The 15,861-nt window shown below is 51.5% G+C and carries 13 protein-coding genes and 1 other annotated feature; of the genes, 11 read left to right on the forward strand and 2 right to left on the reverse strand.

The window, feature by feature from the left end; genetic code table 11:
* The first annotated feature begins 158 nt into the window (after positions 1 to 158).
* The 5 genes from PDUR_RS12045 (at position 159) to acsA (ending at position 4,893) form a co-directional block, all read left to right on the forward strand.
* Positions 159 to 605: a hypothetical protein gene (locus PDUR_RS12045; RefSeq protein ID WP_042206483.1), complete on the forward strand. Its 447-nt coding sequence runs from the start codon at positions 159 to 161 to the stop codon at positions 603 to 605.
* A gap of 165 nt (positions 606 to 770) precedes the next feature.
* Positions 771 to 887 (forward strand): monothiol bacilliredoxin BrxC family protein, encoded by a 117-nt coding sequence (locus PDUR_RS30340; protein ID WP_169744909.1) that lies wholly within the window; start codon positions 771 to 773, stop codon positions 885 to 887.
* Positions 888 to 1,029: 142 nt separating this feature from the next.
* Positions 1,030 to 2,040 carry a catabolite control protein A gene (gene ccpA / locus PDUR_RS12050; protein ID WP_042206484.1) on the forward strand — a complete coding sequence of 337 codons (1,011 nt, stop codon included), beginning with the start codon at positions 1,030 to 1,032 and terminating at the stop codon, positions 2,038 to 2,040.
* A gap of 134 nt (positions 2,041 to 2,174) precedes the next feature.
* Positions 2,175 to 2,873, forward strand: coding sequence for a 5'-methylthioadenosine/adenosylhomocysteine nucleosidase (locus tag PDUR_RS12055; protein WP_042206485.1), 699 nt, complete (start codon positions 2,175 to 2,177; stop codon positions 2,871 to 2,873).
* 295 nt (positions 2,874 to 3,168) lie between these two features.
* Positions 3,169 to 4,893, forward strand: a complete 1,725-nt coding sequence (acsA, locus tag PDUR_RS12060) for an acetate--CoA ligase (protein ID WP_042206486.1) — start codon at positions 3,169 to 3,171, stop codon at positions 4,891 to 4,893.
* 107 nt (positions 4,894 to 5,000) lie between these two features.
* On the opposite strand, the gene PDUR_RS12065 is transcribed toward acsA, so the two are convergent.
* Positions 5,001 to 7,967, reverse strand: coding sequence for a transglycosylase domain-containing protein (locus PDUR_RS12065; protein ID WP_081949495.1), 2,967 nt, complete (start codon positions 7,965 to 7,967; stop codon positions 5,001 to 5,003).
* Between the two features lie 134 nt (positions 7,968 to 8,101).
* Positions 8,102 to 8,373 (forward strand) — a binding site (T-box leader).
* Positions 8,374 to 8,435: 62 nt separating this feature from the next.
* Here PDUR_RS12065 and tyrS point away from each other — a divergent pair.
* Entirely contained in the window at positions 8,436 to 9,689 is a 1,254-nt protein-coding gene (gene tyrS, locus PDUR_RS12070; protein WP_042209306.1) for a tyrosine--tRNA ligase, read from the forward strand.
* 227 nt (positions 9,690 to 9,916) lie between these two features.
* Here tyrS and rpsD read toward each other — a convergent pair whose 3' ends face one another.
* Positions 9,917 to 10,516 carry a 30S ribosomal protein S4 gene (rpsD, locus tag PDUR_RS12075; RefSeq protein WP_042206487.1) on the reverse strand — a complete coding sequence of 200 codons (600 nt, stop codon included), beginning with the start codon at positions 10,514 to 10,516 and terminating at the stop codon, positions 9,917 to 9,919.
* A 384-nt stretch (positions 10,517 to 10,900) separates the two neighbouring features.
* Here rpsD and PDUR_RS12080 point away from each other — a divergent pair, with 384 nt between their 5' ends.
* From PDUR_RS12080 to PDUR_RS12100, 5 genes are all read left to right on the forward strand, one after another.
* The gene (locus tag PDUR_RS12080) at positions 10,901 to 12,880 is read left to right on the forward strand and encodes a sensor domain-containing diguanylate cyclase (RefSeq protein ID WP_052410198.1); all 1,980 of its coding nucleotides are present in this window, start codon (positions 10,901 to 10,903) and stop codon (positions 12,878 to 12,880) included.
* Between the two features lie 129 nt (positions 12,881 to 13,009).
* On the forward strand, positions 13,010 to 13,849 hold the full coding sequence (locus PDUR_RS12085; protein WP_042206488.1) for a hypothetical protein: 840 nt from the start codon (positions 13,010 to 13,012) through the stop codon (positions 13,847 to 13,849).
* Positions 13,850 to 13,946: 97 nt separating this feature from the next.
* The gene (locus PDUR_RS12090) at positions 13,947 to 15,062 is read left to right on the forward strand and encodes an aminopeptidase (RefSeq protein WP_042206489.1); all 1,116 of its coding nucleotides are present in this window, start codon (positions 13,947 to 13,949) and stop codon (positions 15,060 to 15,062) included.
* A gap of 106 nt (positions 15,063 to 15,168) precedes the next feature.
* Positions 15,169 to 15,420 carry an HPr family phosphocarrier protein gene (locus PDUR_RS12095; protein ID WP_042206490.1) on the forward strand — a complete coding sequence of 84 codons (252 nt, stop codon included), beginning with the start codon at positions 15,169 to 15,171 and terminating at the stop codon, positions 15,418 to 15,420.
* Between the two features lie 146 nt (positions 15,421 to 15,566).
* The gene (locus PDUR_RS12100; protein ID WP_042206491.1) at positions 15,567 to 15,860 is read left to right on the forward strand and encodes an Fpa/YlaN family protein; all 294 of its coding nucleotides are present in this window, start codon (positions 15,567 to 15,569) and stop codon (positions 15,858 to 15,860) included.
* The last annotated feature ends 1 nt before the right edge of the window (position 15,861 follow it).

Genomic DNA, 15,861 nt, shown 5'->3' on the forward strand with positions numbered 1-15,861 from the left:
TGTAGCAAATATGAAATTTGAAGTCATCTGTCATCATGAATAAATTATCATATATGGTAAATTAATCATTTTATGCAAACGAGAAGGGTTTTTTCCGGGGAAAGCGAATATAAATTCAATATAAAAATTTATTTCAAATCTTTTTTTGAGGTGCAACTATGTGCAATGAAAGCCGGCTTACTCAAACCTGCCGCTGCGGCGGCGAGATGACAATACATATGCATACGCTGATTTATAAAGCTAAAGTGAAAATCGCGAGTGTCCCCGTATTTATGTGCCGTTCCTGTTTCCATTATGAGCCGCATCCGGCCGTTAAGCGGGATCTGAGCCTGGTCATTCAGGAGCTGGGCAGCCAACCCCAAAGATACAGCTTCTCTTTTGCCGAACGCAACGAGTGGGCTTCCGTTCTGAATGATGCTTTTATCACGTTTAAAGGCGAGGATTGTGATCTGGAGCAGATTGTTCAGGAGGCTATGAGCGACCGGATTGATCTGCTGCTGGATCTGTTCCGAATTGCGTCGAAGGCGGCCGATCCGGAATGGATGGGGGAGATCGAGAGCAGGCTGCTCATGCTCATTTGCCATACGGCCTCTAAAGTGTCGTGATTTTTTCTGCAAAAACAATGAAAATATTTCAGAAACATTGGATTTTTCCGTCGATTTTTGTTACCATAAGAAAGAGGTTACATTCCTGAGAAAGCAGGCCGTAATCTTACGAACAAGCCCTGTCTTATATGCGGAAAAGTCCAGGCAGCTTCGTCTCCTTACGCATTGATCGATGCTATTCTGTCCCGAAGCGTATCAGGCGAAGCCGCGGAGAAGTTGAGCATTCGGCACCAGCCGCCCCAAGCGATTCTTGCCTATAATGGGAAAGCAGTGTGGAATTAGACCTATTTTCGTATCACCGCTTCGATATTGAAACGATCTTTGAAAGGAAATTGAAGCGTTATCATTGCACAAAAGTACAAATTATCGTATCATGATTTTGACTAGGTCGAACGATAAAATTTATCGCAATGGAGAGAGTAATTTGACGGTAACCATTTACGATGTAGCGCGTGAAGCAGGCGTATCTATGGCAACGGTATCACGGGTTGTGAATAACAATCCAAATGTGAAACCGCAAACCCGTAAGAAAGTTTATGAAGCTATTGAGCGTTTAGGCTATCGTCCCAACGCCGTGGCTAGAGGTCTTGCCAGTAAGAAAACGACGACCGTTGGCGTTGTCATTCCTGACATTTCCAATTCCATTTTTGCGGAAATCGCCCGCGGAATCGAAGATATTGCCAACATGTATCACTATAATATTATTTTGTGTAACGCCGACAAGCGTAAGGAGAAGGAAATCCGCGTCATCAACACTTTGCTGGAGAAGCAGGTGGACGGGCTCCTCTTCATGGGCGGCACGGTGACGGATGAGCATATTTTGGCCTTCCAGACGTCCTCCGTTCCGATTGTGCTGTGTGCGACGAGTGATGAGAAGGGTGCGTATCCTTCCGTCGATATCGACCATGAGGCTGCCGCATTCGACGCGGTTAATACTCTGATCCGTCACGGCCACCGCGAAATTGCGATGATCAGCGGCACGCTGCAGGACCCGGCCAACGGCTATGCACGATTCCATGGATATAAGAAAGCGCTCGAAACGGCAGGAATTGATTACCAGGAAGATCTTGTGCGTATCGGAAATTACCGATATGAGTCCGGCGTTGAGGCCATGAAATACTTCCTGGGCCTTAAGAAGAAGCCTACGGCAGTTTTTGCCGCAACGGATGAAATGGCCATTGGCGCCATCCACAGCATTCAGGACGAAGGTCTGAAAGTGCCGGATGATTTCTCGGTTATCAGTGTGGATAACATTCGTATGGCATCCATGGTCCGTCCGCTGCTTACGACGGTTGCACAGCCAATGTACGACCTTGGCGCTGTGGCCATGAGACTTTTGACCAAGCTGATGAAGAAAGAGACCGTAGAGAATCCGCGCGTCATTTTGCCGCATGAGACCATTCTTCGTCTGTCCGTTAACCATTTGAACGAATAATTTTTCGACATCACCCATTAGGGCTGCCGGGCGGCTGTGTAACCCGGTGTAGAAGAATATGAGTCGGCGTATAAAGCTCCGTCATGGGGCTTTTTATGTTTTTATATATAATTTTTTAACAGGAGGCCAGCCTAATGGAAGCTGTAAGTGGCATTATTGGAGCTATGGATGAGGAAATTAAACTGCTGCTGGAGCAAATGGAGCACAGTGAGGCGGTTGTCAAAGCAGGAATTACATATTATAAAGGTTCAATCGGCGGGAACTCCATCGTCGTCTGTAAATCGGGTGTGGGAAAGGTGAACGCCGCCGTCACTACACAAATTATGATCGATGCGTTCGGTGCGCAAAAAATACTGTTCACGGGAGTGGCCGGAGCGCTGCATCCGGAGCTGGAAGTTGGGGATATCGTCATATCTTCGGAATGTATGCAGCATGATATGGATGTTACGGCGCTAGGCTACGACCGGGGCATTATTCCGTATCAGGAGACGTCGGTGTTCCCGGCTGATCCGGAGCTTGTGCGGTTTGCAGAAAAGGCATGCCGGGATATGGGGGTCCGCTATGTAACGGGGAGAATTCTCTCGGGCGACCAGTTTATTGCCAGCCATGAATCGGTCGTTATGCTGCGGGAGCAGCTCGGAGGAGCCTGTGCGGAAATGGAGGGGGCGGCGCTGGCCCAGGTGTGTCAGATGAACGGTATTCCGTTCGTTGTCATCCGCTCTATGTCCGATAAGGCAGACGGCTCGGCGAATGTCAGCTATGCGGAGTTTACGGAAATCGCATCGCGGCAGTCTCATCAAATTCTGAGCGTCATTCTAAACGAATTGCTTTAACACATGAATCGCAGCCTGGGCCGTACCCATCCTATCGATACTTCTTCATCACCGCAATCATATGACGGTACGCCCGGGTATCCAGACAGCTGCCTTTCCATTAATTCGGGATGGATTGTAAGCGCTTGCTGTGATATACTTTATTTTGACATAAAAAGTTCACATTTGATAGCTTGACTTCATATGCATGAAGCTGAGATATCAAGAATGTGCGATTTCAACAAGAGAAATTTGAGTGATCCGCGTGTTATTGCAATTTAAGCTTACGTCAGTTAAGCGAGAGGAGGCAAGGACAATGGGAAAGGTTCACGATCAAATTTTACCCCGCCGTGCGAACAATTCCAATTTAGCCGATTATGGCCAGGCTGTCGCCTATTTCAAGTGGGAGGATGTGGAACGCCAGTTCACATGGTACGAAACGGGTAAAGTCAATATGGCTTATGAGGCCGTTGACCGGCATGTTAATGAGGGACGGGGTGGAAAGACGGCGCTGCTATATAGTGATTCGGTACGTGAAGAGTCATACTCTTTTGCCGATTTAAAGGAAAAGTCGAACCGCTTTGGCAATGTGCTCCGTAAATACGGGATTGGCAAGGGGGATCGGGTATTCCTGTTCATGCCAAGGCAGCCCGCCCTGTATTTTAGTCTGCTGGGCATCTTGAAGATAGGAGCCGTCGCAGGCCCGCTGTTCGAAGCGTTTATGGAAACGGCGGTCAAGGACCGGCTTGAGGACAGCGGGGCTGTTGCACTGGTCACTACGCCTGAGCTGCTGCATAGGGTGAAGCGGGAGGAGCTTCCCGAACTGCGTTATATTTTTTTGGTAGGCGGGGATTCGGACCCTGATAGAGGACTGATCAGCTATGATTTAGAAAGCGCTTCCGCATCAGTGGAGCTTGAACCGGAGTGGCTGGGCCTTGAGGATGGACTGATTATGCATTATACATCCGGTTCGACCGGGAAGCCCAAAGGCGTATACCATGTGCAGCGCGCGATGGTCCAGCACTATTATACCGGAAGAGTAGTGCTGGATCTGCGGGATGATGATATATACTGGTGTACAGCCGACCCGGGATGGGTTACGGGCACCTCGTATGGGATTTTTGCCCCTTGGCTTAACGGCGTCACGAATGTCGTCCGCGGCGGACGCTTCAGTCCCCGCGATTGGTACAGTACGATTGAACGCAACCGGGTAACGGTATGGTACAGTGCTCCGACGGCGTTCCGCATGCTGATGGGGGCAGGGAACGAGAGTCTGAAAGGCTTTGATTTAAGCAGCTTGCGCCATGTCCTCTCAGTTGGAGAGCCGCTCAACCCGGAAGTTATCCGCTGGGGAGACAACGTGCTTGGCCAGCGTATTCATGACACCTGGTGGATGACGGAGACGGGCGGCCAGCTTATCTGCAACTATCCGGGGATGGACATCAAGCTGGGGTCTATGGGACAGCCGCTGCCAGGTATCACCGCCGCAATTCTGGATGATCAGGGCAATGAATTGCCTCCTTATTCCATGGGTAATCTGGCGATCAAAACGCCATGGCCGTCCATGATGGACCGGATCTGGAACAATCCCTCCAAGTACGAGGAGTATTTTCGCATTCCAGGCTGGTATATCTCCGGAGATTCCGCTTATATGGATGATGAAGGATATTTCTGGTTTTTGGGACGTGTTGACGATTGTATTAACTCCTCGGGTGAGATGATCGGACCTTTTGAGGTGGAGAGCAAGCTGATCGAACATCCTGCGGTTGCGGAGGCTGGGGTTATCGGTATACCTGACGCTGTGCGCGGAGAGATCGTCAAGGCCTTTATATCGCTGCGCGAAGGTTATTTGCCTTCTGACGCGCTCAAGGACGAAATTGCGGCGTTTGTAAAATCGGGGCTTTCCGCGCACGCCGCGCCTAGGGAAATTGAATTCAAGGATAAGCTCCCAAAGACCCGGTCCGGCAAAATCATGCGCCGCGTGCTCAAAGCCTGGGAGCTTCACCAGCCAGCCGGAGATCTGTCCACGATAGAGGATTAGGCATAAAAAGGCATATAAAGACGGTTGACCGCCCTGCCCGTCCCCGGGCGGATGTCAACCGTCTAATTCGTTCTATCGACTGCTGCAGAGCCTAAATGCCATTGGACCTAGCGAGCGCCGCGCTTCCCTCTGGCATTCAGCTTGTTACCGCTGTCTTGCGCCTTGTCCTGACCATCGTTTCCATTGGGCTGATCCAGGACCGTCCCGGGATCAACGGCTGTCCCGGGATCAACTGTCGCCCCGGGATCAACGGTGATCCCAGGCTCGTCGGACGTACCGGGAGTCGCGCCTGGACCCGGCACAATGTCCTCTCCAGGTGTAGCCTCAATGCCCGGTAACAGGCCGTCTTCCGGACTTGGCGACGGCTCCGGCGTCGGCGCGCCCCCGCCGACACTGCCCGAAGCCGTTTCATTTCCGGCCACATCAACCGCTGCGACATAAAAGACAGCATAGTCGTTTGCCGGGGTATCTGTCCTGAACGATGTGCCATCCCCAGCGAGAAGCACATCCACTTTTTGGAATGGGCCTCCGTTTACGGAACGGTATAGCCGGTAACCTACGACATCGGGCGAGCCGCTCTGCGTAAAGCGGATGACGGCCTTACCACTGTTATAATAAAGCTCGGCATTCCCCGGCGCCGTTGGAGCACGGCCGTCGTCCTCGCGAGGGTCGATCTCCGTCGGAACTTCCGTCTTCGCATCTGCTGGCAGATAGTACCCCAGCGGTTCATGCTCCCTCATTGAAGCGAAGGCCGCCTTCAATTCCTTGACCAGTTCCTCGATCGGCTTCTCTCTGGAAACTACGATCTTCTCCTTCAGAAAGTCATCCGGCGTCCCGTCACGCGGGATATAATTCACTCCGCCGTATGTAATGTATTTGGCAAGCGAAATCCCGTCGTCTCTGTCCTTCGGCACAAATTTTTTGTTGAAAATATCAGTCGTAAATTTATCCGTGAGCGAGGTCGGAAGCTTGCCGCTGTATGCCGATACGGTCTCTTTGACGATGCCGTCCGGCTGAGCGAATTTCTTCGTAGGGAACAGGTCCGGTTTTTTCTCGATGACCGCGTTCATGACCTTGGCCCACAGCGCCTGTGCCTGCTTCCGCTGCGTCTTGCCCTCCAGCGTATTGATCTGCTCCTTGTAGCCGACCCACATGCCCAGTGTTATGTCAGGAGTGTAGCCCATGAACCATACGTCCGCATAATTCTGGGTGGACCCCGTCTTGCCGACGACCGGAATATCTCTGAAATGCTTGTAATTGCGCTTAACGGTGCTTCCCGTACCGTCGGTAATAACCGTGTGCAGCATATCCGTCATTAAATATGCGGTCTGCTCGGAGAATACACGCTCCGGGTTAACCTTATGCTGGTAGATGATTTTTCCCTTTGAATCGACGATTTTCTCGATCATAAATGCATCGTTAAATTCGCCCTTGTTGCCAATTGCGGAATAGGCATTGGTTAAATCCTCGACGGACACGCCGTATTTTAAGCCCCCGAGAACCCCAGTCTGTGCGCTGTAGTCTTCGTCTTGTATGGTCGTGATTCCCAGCTTTTTTGCAAAAGCCCAGGCGTTCTTGATCCCAACCTTTTCGTCGAACAGCTTAAGTGCCGGTAAGTTCAAGGAGTTGTTGAGCGCATATCTTGCCGTCACGAGACCCTGATAACGGTTATTGGCATTCTTGGGAATGTGAAAGCCCTTCGTACCGTCCTTCAGAATAATCGGCGCGTCGTCCAGAATGCTTGCAGGCTGAATCACACCTTCCTCAAGAGCGGGCAGATAAGCGGCGATCGGTTTCATGGTTGATCCCGGCTGACGGACCATCTGGGTGGCGTAATTCATACTTTCGACATTGAAGTCGCGTCCTTCGATCATTCCCAGAATTGCGCCGGTCTTGTTGTGGATCATCATTCCGGCGGTCTGTTCGAGACCTTTGGCCTTGCTTTCCTTAGTAAAATTGCCGCTGTCCTCGGAGATGCTGTGCATCGCGCTGTATACTTTTTTATCGATTGTTGTATACACCCGGTATCCGCCTGTCAGCAGCTGCTGGCGAGCCTCTTCCAGCTGTGAAACACCCTTGGAGCTGTCCTGGTTATTGTTGTTAGCCAGCGAAAGCAGGATTCCCGCAGCCTGGCGCTCCGTTTCCATCATGAGATAAGGAAAAGTAACGTACGCTTTCTTGGTATGCGGAGCCAGAGATTTCTTGATGTCAAAGGCCAGCCCTTCCTGATACTGGGTAGGCGTAATTTTCTTCTCCTCCAGCATGCGCCGCAGGACAAGGTGCTGGCGGTCGAGCGCGCGGTTAAAAGCAGTCTCATTGAATTCCCCATATCCGTTGAATGCAGAATAGGCGGAAGGAAGCTGGGGGAGGCCGGCCAAATAGGCAGCCTGGGCCATATTCAGCTTATCCAGGTCGTCGATGCCGAATAAACCCTTGGCCGCGGCTTTGATACCGTAGACGTTATAGCCGTTCGCTCCGTTGCCGAAGGGAACCTTGTTCAGATAAGCCGTTAATATTTCATCTTTGCTCAAAAAGCGCTCCAGCCGCAGCGACAGCAGAATTTCCTTCACCTTGCGGTCTTCCGTCTTATCCAGGTTTAAGAATACGCGTCTGGCAAGCTGCTGGGTAAGGGTGCTGCCGCCGGTCTGTACGGACTCGTTCAGCAGTTTTTGCTTGACGGCGCGCATTGTGCCGCTGATATCCACGCCATGATGCTCGTAAAACCGGTTATCCTCGATAGCGAGAACGGCGTCAATAATGACTTGGGGAATATCCTTAAAGGCGACCAGCCTGCGGTCTTCCTCCGTCCGAAGCTGGCCGATCGGCATGCCGTCGCGGAAATAGGCGAATCCTGTCACGACGTTCTCGCCGATTCTCTCCTGAATCGTCTGCTCGGAGCGGACAGGGTCATCTTTTACTATGGAAGCGACAAGTCCTCCTAGAGCGCCGCCGGCGAACAGGACGCCCATTACGCCGAGGATGAACATCCATTTCACGACGGAACCGACCCTGCGCAGCCAGGACCTTCGCGGGCGAATGTCCGTCGCTGTTTTCTTCATATTTTCCTGAGCCATCGACATCCTCCTTTTAACGGAATATATTATAGCACAATTTGGCGATTTTGAATGCGCTTGTAGGAAGACTGCGGTTTAGCGGACATTGACTTTTCAAAAGATCATGTGATATAAATAAATTCAATTGGATATTTCTAAAGGCGGAGAAGGACATCAGTAAAAGGGAATCCTTGGTACTCAGAGAGTCGGTGGATGGTGCGAACCGATGGCGGGACCTTTTGAATTACAGTCTGGAGCCGTCCGGGGGAACGGATACAAGCGTCAAGCCTTGTCCAAGTAGTCCGGCACCGGGTACGATAAGCGCCCGTTATTTGAATGAAGCGAAGGCTCTGAATCGTCCTGTTTCAGAATGGCGGCAAGGAGCTTTAACTAGGGTGGTACCGCGAGTCTCTTTCTCGTCCCTTGGGATGAGGAGGAGGCTTTTTTGCGTCTATGCAGGAAGTATCAACATCAAAAGGGGTTGTTATTATGAAGTGGGAAGAATTATCGCCGGAGCAGCAGCTTGAGGTCCTGCGCCAGCTGGAGATTATCGCGCGCGGCGTCGTGGAAATCGTGCCGGAAGAGGAACTGAAGCGGAAAATCATGAAATCGGTCGTCACAGGCGTGCCGCTCAATGTCAAGCTGGGTCTGGACCCGTCCGCGCCGGATATCCATGTGGGCCACACGGTCGTTATGCATAAGCTGCGCCAATTTCAGGAGCTGGGCCATCAGGTGCAGCTGATTATCGGGGATTTCACGGGGCGGATCGGCGACCCGACGGGCAAATCGGAAACGCGCAAGCAGCTGACCGAGGAGGATGTGAAGCGGAACGCGGAAACGTACAAGAAGCAGCTTCATAAAATTCTTGATCCCGAGAAGACAAAAGTATACTACAATTCGGAATGGCTCGGGCCGATGACATTTGCGGATGTTGTGGGATTGTCCGCCAAAGTGACCGTTGCGCGCATGCTGGAGCGTGATGATTTCACCAAGCGGTACCAGAGCGGACAGCCGATCAGCATTCACGAGTTCTTCTATCCGCTGATGCAGGGCATGGATTCCGTGGCTCTGAAAAGCGACGTGGAGCTCGGCGGAACGGACCAGAAATTCAATCTGCTGATGGGACGGACGCTGCAAAAAGAATACGGCGTCGATACCCAGGCTGCCATTATGACTCCGCTGCTTGAAGGCCTTGACGGCGTGCAAAAGATGAGTAAGAGTCTTGGCAATTACATCGGCATTGACGAAGAGCCGAATGAAATTTACGGCAAAGCCATGTCCGTCCCGGACGAGCTGATGCTGAAATACTATTCGCTTGCGACCGATATCGGCAACGAGGAACTGAAAGAGCTGGAGAAAGGAATGGAGTCTGGAGCGGTTCATCCGCGTGACGCCAAAATGAAGCTGGCGCATACGTTCGTCAGAATGTATCATGGCGTCGATGCGGCGGACGCTGCGCAGCAGCACTTTGTGACCGTATTCCAGCAGCGGGCGCTGCCGGACGATATCGAAACGGCGGTTCTGCCAGCTGCAGAGCTAACGGATGGCTCGATTCGGCTGATAAAGCTGCTTACGGTGATCGGTTTTGCCGCTTCCAATGGGGAAGCTAAGCGCAGCATCCAGCAGGGGGCCGTCAAGCTGAACGAACAGAAGCTAACCGACCCGAATGCCGACATCGTTCCCCAAGATGGGGATATCATTCAGGTAGGCAAGCGCAAGTTCGCCAAGCTGACTCTGGAATAGGTATGACGCGCGCCTTATTAGCATAGGCGGGAACAATAGAAGGAGGGTGGCCGGGAATAATCCGGTTCACCCTCTTTTGACATGCCTGCATAGGGCATATGTGGATCATCAGCAATCGAATCTTAACATAGAAAGCAAACAGTGAAACTATTTGGTTATGTGCGGAGAACATAAAGAAGCCCCCGGAAGTTCCGGAGGCTTCTGCCAGACGATTTGTCCAGCCAATATTAACGGTTGTAGAATTCGACGATTTGTTTCTCGTCGATGTCTTGGGAAAGCTCAGCGCGCTCAGGCAGACGGATGAACTTGCCTTCCACTGCAGCGTCGGAGAATTCCAGGTAAGCTGGCAGATGAGTGCGGTTAGTCAGTGCTTCCTTAACGGAAGACAAGCCGCGGCTTCTCTCACGAAGGCCGATAACGTCGCCGGTGCTCACGAGGTAAGAAGCGATGTCAACCTTTTTGCCGTTAACCGTTACGTGGCCGTGGGCTACCAATTGACGCGCTCCTGCACGGGAGTTGGCAAAACCAAGACGGTAAACGAGGTTGTCCAGACGGCTCTCAAGCAGGAACATGAAGTTCTCGCCCGCGATCCCTTGCATGCTGTGCGCTTTGTGGAACAAAGTGCGGAATTGTTTTTCGCCCAAGCCGTACATGTGACGCAGTTTTTGCTTCTCCAGAAGCTGTTGACCGTAGTTGCTTACTTTTCTGCGTTGGTTAGCGCCATGCTGTCCCGGAGGGAAAGGGCGTTTCAGGTCTTTACCAGTGCCGCTCAGGGAAATGCCCAGACGACGGCTGAGTTTGAATTTAGGTCCGGTGTAACGTGCCATGTTATAGTAGACTCCTTTTTAATTGTGATTTCATCAGGGCTCTATTTGCGCCGCATTTCGTAATTGCGACAGACCGAATGGCGCCGCGCTGCCGGGAAAGTTCAGCCGCTGTCCCGTGCAGACGAAAAGCGTGAGGGTGACACAACGTTACGCCCAATTGAAGACTTATTACAGTCTTGTTCAACAATATATATTATATGAAAATGTCATTCAAAGTCAAGGAATCATACCGAAGTTTATGATATTTTTCGTATTTGGTTCTTTATACCTAAAAAATTCCTGGTTTATCTGAAAAACTAATGCGGGACGGGTGGAAAAAGAGTAAAATAGTCTTATTGCAACGGCGGCGGGTTTTTATTCGGGATGCAAAGGGGGGCCTTCTTTATGTCAGAACAGAACGCTAAAGGCTGGATGGACAGCCATGAACGGATACGAAACGGCCAGATGTTGGCCCGCAGCTTCAAGGATCCCGTCGATTGGCTTGGGAGAATGGACATTAATCGGCATGATTTCCCTTATGCTTCAGGCTTGATTGCGGACAGTTTTCATGAATGGTACAAGAAGGAAGCCGCGCTGTCTTTTACAGAGTCGTGGAAATGGTGCGTATTTGATTATGCAGGTAAGCGGCTGGCTGACAGCGGCGGAGCAAGCGCGCCGGATAACTCTTTATGGGAGCAGATCGCGGCTGTCAGTTTACAAACGGCCCGGGAGTGCACGCTCCATATTGATGAGGACGGAATGGAAAAGGCTTTTTTCGTATTGCCGGTGAGAACCAGGTCTGACGGGGAGATCTTTGCCCTGCTTGGGTGCGCAATGTCCGCGGAGCAGTTCGCAAAAGGCGGGCGTAATGCCGCCGAGGCAATGGCCAAGCATTTCAGTACGTGCTTCTATAAGCAATTCGAATATATATTTGTGACCGATCTTGCAAGCGTACATATCCACGAAGAACGTGAGAGCAGCCGCCGTTCGCTGCTGTTTCAGATTGTGCAGCGTATGTATGACAGCATCGACGTCGACGCTGTGTTAACTGAAGTAATCGCCAGCATTTCGGCCATGTATCCGGGTGCCGAGCTTACGCTCTACATGTCACAGGATCACCGCAGCGCGCATCCTCAGGTGAAGCCGCTCCCGCTTTGCTGGAACCAGGATGAAGTCTGCGGGAAGGCGTTTAAGAGCGGACGAGTGGCTCTGCGGACCACTAACAAGGATCAGCAGCTTGTAGAGATTGGCTTGCCTCTTGGCGGCAAGCAGGGCGTATATGGTGTGTTCCATCTGGTGATGCAGGTTCCAACTCATCAGAACACGGATAACATAGACATGCCTTTTCTATCCATGGTGGCAAGCACTGCGGGAACCGCCTTTGAGAATGCGAAGCTGTACGAGCGCTCCAACCAGCTTATACGTGAACTGCGGATGAGCAATGGGTTGACCGAACGGCTGAATCAGAGTCTTCAACTGGGCGAAACGTTCGAAGCGGCATTTGAAGGACTGCTCGAAATGTTTGAGGCCGATTACTGCTGCATTCTCCACTACAGCGAAGACAAGGGTGGTCTTGAGGCGGTTCTGTGCAATCACCCCGCCCTCAGCAATGAAATGATCGAAGTCGGCAGGGGAATAGGAGGCAAGGTATATTCCTTTGGGGAGCCGGTCATTTTAACCGAGTATGACCAGTCGGGTACAAGGTCGAAGCTAATGGACTTTACGGAGTCACAATCGCTTATCGCTACTCCGCTAAGCGTGGGCGGGGAAGTTTGCGGAGCGATTATGCTGGCTCACCGGCGCCCGTACTATTTTTCCTATGATAATTTCAGGCTGCTTCAAGCGCTGGCGGGTCAAATCGGCCTCGCCGTGGGCAATGCGCTTCTGCATGCGGAGGTTCACCGGCTTGCGAACAGAGATTCGCTGACCGGGCTCTATGCAAGACATTACCTCGATCAATCCATCAAGGAAATGCAGGACTGCGATTTCTGCGGCACTCTCGTTGTCTTCGATATTGACAATTTCAAATTGGTGAACGATACCTACGGACATCAAAAAGGCGACCATATTCTGAAGCAGGTGAGCGATATTTTATGTGCGTCGATCCGTCAGGGAGATCTGGCGGCAAGGTGGGGCGGCGAAGAGCTGGCGCTCTACCTGCCGCAGCTAAACGCAGAGCAGGCCTATGTTGTGGCGGAGCGTATCCGGCAGCGGGTTCAGGAAGAGACGAGCCCTTCCGTTACCGTCTCCTGCGGTATTGCGGAGTGGGACTTAACAGACAACGACCGGGCAAGCGCGGATTCTCTCTTTTACCGGGCGGACATGGCACTGTATGAGGCGAAGAACAACGGCAGGAACCAAGTGGTGATAGATCTCAAGACATAGCATAGAAGCACTGAAACTGACAAGAAGGCTCCTAAAGAGGGATATTCCCGGCTCTGGGAGCCTTTTTGCATAAGCTCTTTGAACATGGAAACGATAAAGCTACAACTGTGAAAAGAGGGTCTTGACTCTATGATGACACTGCTTGCAAAGAGGACGTTCACCGTACTGCTGGCATTCTGCTGCGGTCTGGCCGGCGGTTGCGGCCCGGAGAACGGAAAGACGGCCGATGAGCTGCTGAATCTGGCTTTAGCCGGGATGACGGGAACCGACGGGGTGACATTTGAGGGAGAGGCAGCGCTCTTGGTGGATGGCAGGCAGCTGCCCGAGGCATCGCTATATTACGGCGGGGAGCTGATTAACCATAAGTCACTCCGTATCTATAACCTGCTTCCCGACTCGGCGAAGTCTCAGGAACTCTCAGTCGATCTGACGCAGCAGCCGGCAAGGCCGAGTCTCTACAGCAGACTGGAGAAGAGCGGCGGAGAGTGGAGGGAGCTGCCTCTGAACGAATATCAAGGCGGCAGCCCGCTCCCGGGACTGAACCCGATCCGGCAGCTTGAGGAATTGAAAATAATGAAAAAAACGGTGACGAGAGAAACAGGGGCGGGAGGAAGAGTGCGGCTGCTCAGAATAGAGCTGGACCCGCAGCAGGCCCATGATCAGTTGGCCGCTGAACTCAAAACGGAGATGAACGCGCTCCGGGCGGCCTCCACAAGCGAAAACAGCCCGGTCGACAGGACGGTATCCGGGGTTTCCCTACTAGAGACACTGTGGAAGCGTGAGAACGGAGAGCTGCAGCGGAGGCTTCGGGACGCCAAGGTGGCGACCGTTTACCATCTCGAGGTGGATGCAAGGCGAAATCTCCCCAAAAGCTTGTCCAGACAGCGGACGATTACCTTTCTTTCTTCCGATGGAAGGACACGCCGGGAAACGCTTGTTTCCAGGGTTGATTTTTACGGATACCGGTGACAAGCCCTCGCTTGATGACGCACTTTCCGCTTCTTTCTGGTCGTGCTACAATAAGATAGCATGCTTATTTTTACCAAAAAGGAAGGAAGAACAAGAGATGAAAGATCCCCGAATTCAGAAATTGGCCGCAAATCTGGTCGGTTATTCCGTAGATGTACAACCGGGAGAGAATGTGCTGGTCGAAATGGTCGGCAGCGAACGCGATCTGGTTAAAGCGATTGTAGAGGAAATCGGGAAGGCCGGAGGCCATGCGTTTGTGCAGTTGATCGACCGTACCGTACTGCGCAGCATGCTGATGACTGCGACTGATGAAAGTCTGCGTACTTGGGCTGAAATTGATTTGAACCGCATGAAGCAAATGCAGGCATATATCGGCATTCGCTCCGGCGAGAATGTCAACGACTTGTCGGACGTGCCGGAAGAGAAAATGCGTCTGTATAATTCGCTGTATTTCCATCCGGTACATAGCGAGCAGCGGGTGAAGCATACGAAATGGGTCGTTCTGCGGTATCCGAATTCCAGTATGGCACAGCTTGCCAATACGAGCACGGAAGCTTTTGAGGATTTTTACTTCAACGTCTGCAATCTGGATTACGCCAAAATGGATAAAGCCCAGGACCCGCTTGCGGAACTCATGAGCAATACGGACAAGGTGCGGATCACGGGTCCCGGAACGGATATCTCTTTCTCCATCAAAGGCATCGGTGCCCAGAAATGCTCGGGTCACAGAAACATTCCGGACGGCGAAGTATACAGCGCTCCTGTGCGCGATTCGGTTAATGGCACGATCAGCTACAACGCGCCAACCTTGTATAACGGCATTACGTTTGAGAACATCAAGTTGACTTTTGAAAAAGGTAAAATTATCGAAGCAACCAGCAGTGATACCGCCCGGCTTAACGAAATTTTGGATTCGGACGAAGGCGCGCGCCATATCGGCGAGTTCGCCATCGGCTTCAACCCTTATATTCTGCATCCGATGAAAGATATTCTGTTCGATGAAAAAATCGCCGGCAGCCTTCATTTTACGCCGGGTCAAGCGTACGATGTAACCGACAACGGGAACCGTTCCTCCATTCATTGGGATCTTGTGCTGATCCAGCGTCCGGAATATGGCGGCGGGGAAATTTATTTCGATGACAGACTGATCCGCAAAGACGGCCTGTTCGTCATTCCGGAACTCGAAGCGCTTAACCCGGAGCATTTGATATAGACGGACAAATATTAGATAAATCCTTGCACCGGTAAGCGGCTTCAATGTATCATGGAATTGTTTATACAGCATATAATTTCTTAAATTTAGTTGCGGAGGGATTCACATGTCCAGTAACAGTAACAATGCAGCCATCGTGGAAATTGCTCAAACAGCGAGTAAGTTCGCTTCCTCGATCGTACTTCAGGCTGACAACAAGTACATTGACGTAAAAAGTATCCTCGGTTTGTTCACAACTCTGGTATCCAGTCAGAATTATGAACTGCACGTACACGGAAGCGATGCCGAGGAAGCCAAGAAGGCGATGAGCGAAGTCTTCGCCAAGCACGACTTGAAATTTATGGTTGTGGAAGAATAATACGGGTTCTCAGCAAAAGCTCTGCCGCTCCGGCAGGGCTTTTTATGTTGACTGGAGAACTGCATTCTTGTATTGGCAACCGATTTCGACTAATATTAAATATAATAGCGATGAAGCTGTAAATTTGGACATGGGGGGGAAGATGCATGACTTCGTCGGAATTGCAGGAACAATTGAACATCTTAGCAGTCACTCTTCTGCAAGAAGATGCCGATAAGATTCAGAAGCTCATCGAAGTGCAGATGGAGAATCTGGCAACTCGCTACTGCCCTCTCTATGAGGAAGTGCTGGACACCCAAATGTACGGCTTCTCCAGAGAGGTCGACTTTGCGGTCAGAGCGGGTCTCCTGCACGAGCTTGCAGGCAGAGAAATTGTAAGCAAGCTGGAACGGGAACTGGCGGTATTATATGAAGCGCTGAACGAGAAGGCGAAACAATAGA

Origin of the sequence: Paenibacillus durus (genome assembly GCF_000756615.1) — a bacterium.
Lineage (GTDB): Bacteria > Bacillota > Bacilli > Paenibacillales > Paenibacillaceae > Paenibacillus_AQ > Paenibacillus_AQ durus.

Bases quoted from the DNA above. Each gene is read 5' to 3' on its own strand.
- PDUR_RS12100 (WP_042206491.1), top strand. From the start codon at position 15,567: ATGACTTCGTCGGAATTGCAGGAACAATTGAACATCTTAGCAGTCACT.
- PDUR_RS12095 (WP_042206490.1), top strand. From the start codon at position 15,169: ATGTCCAGTAACAGTAACAATGCAGCCATCGTGGAAATTGCTCAAACA.
- PDUR_RS12045 (WP_042206483.1), top strand. From the start codon at position 159: ATGTGCAATGAAAGCCGGCTTACTCAAACCTGCCGCTGCGGCGGCGAG.
- acsA (WP_042206486.1), top strand. From the start codon at position 3,169: ATGGGAAAGGTTCACGATCAAATTTTACCCCGCCGTGCGAACAATTCC.
- PDUR_RS12080 (WP_052410198.1), top strand. From the start codon at position 10,901: ATGTCAGAACAGAACGCTAAAGGCTGGATGGACAGCCATGAACGGATA.
- PDUR_RS12055 (WP_042206485.1), top strand. From the start codon at position 2,175: ATGGAAGCTGTAAGTGGCATTATTGGAGCTATGGATGAGGAAATTAAA.
- tyrS (WP_042209306.1), top strand. From the start codon at position 8,436: ATGAAGTGGGAAGAATTATCGCCGGAGCAGCAGCTTGAGGTCCTGCGC.
- PDUR_RS12065 (WP_081949495.1), bottom strand. From the start codon at position 7,967: ATGGCTCAGGAAAATATGAAGAAAACAGCGACGGACATTCGCCCGCGA.
- PDUR_RS12085 (WP_042206488.1), top strand. From the start codon at position 13,010: ATGATGACACTGCTTGCAAAGAGGACGTTCACCGTACTGCTGGCATTC.
- rpsD (WP_042206487.1), bottom strand. From the start codon at position 10,516: ATGGCACGTTACACCGGACCTAAATTCAAACTCAGCCGTCGTCTGGGC.
- PDUR_RS12090 (WP_042206489.1), top strand. From the start codon at position 13,947: ATGAAAGATCCCCGAATTCAGAAATTGGCCGCAAATCTGGTCGGTTAT.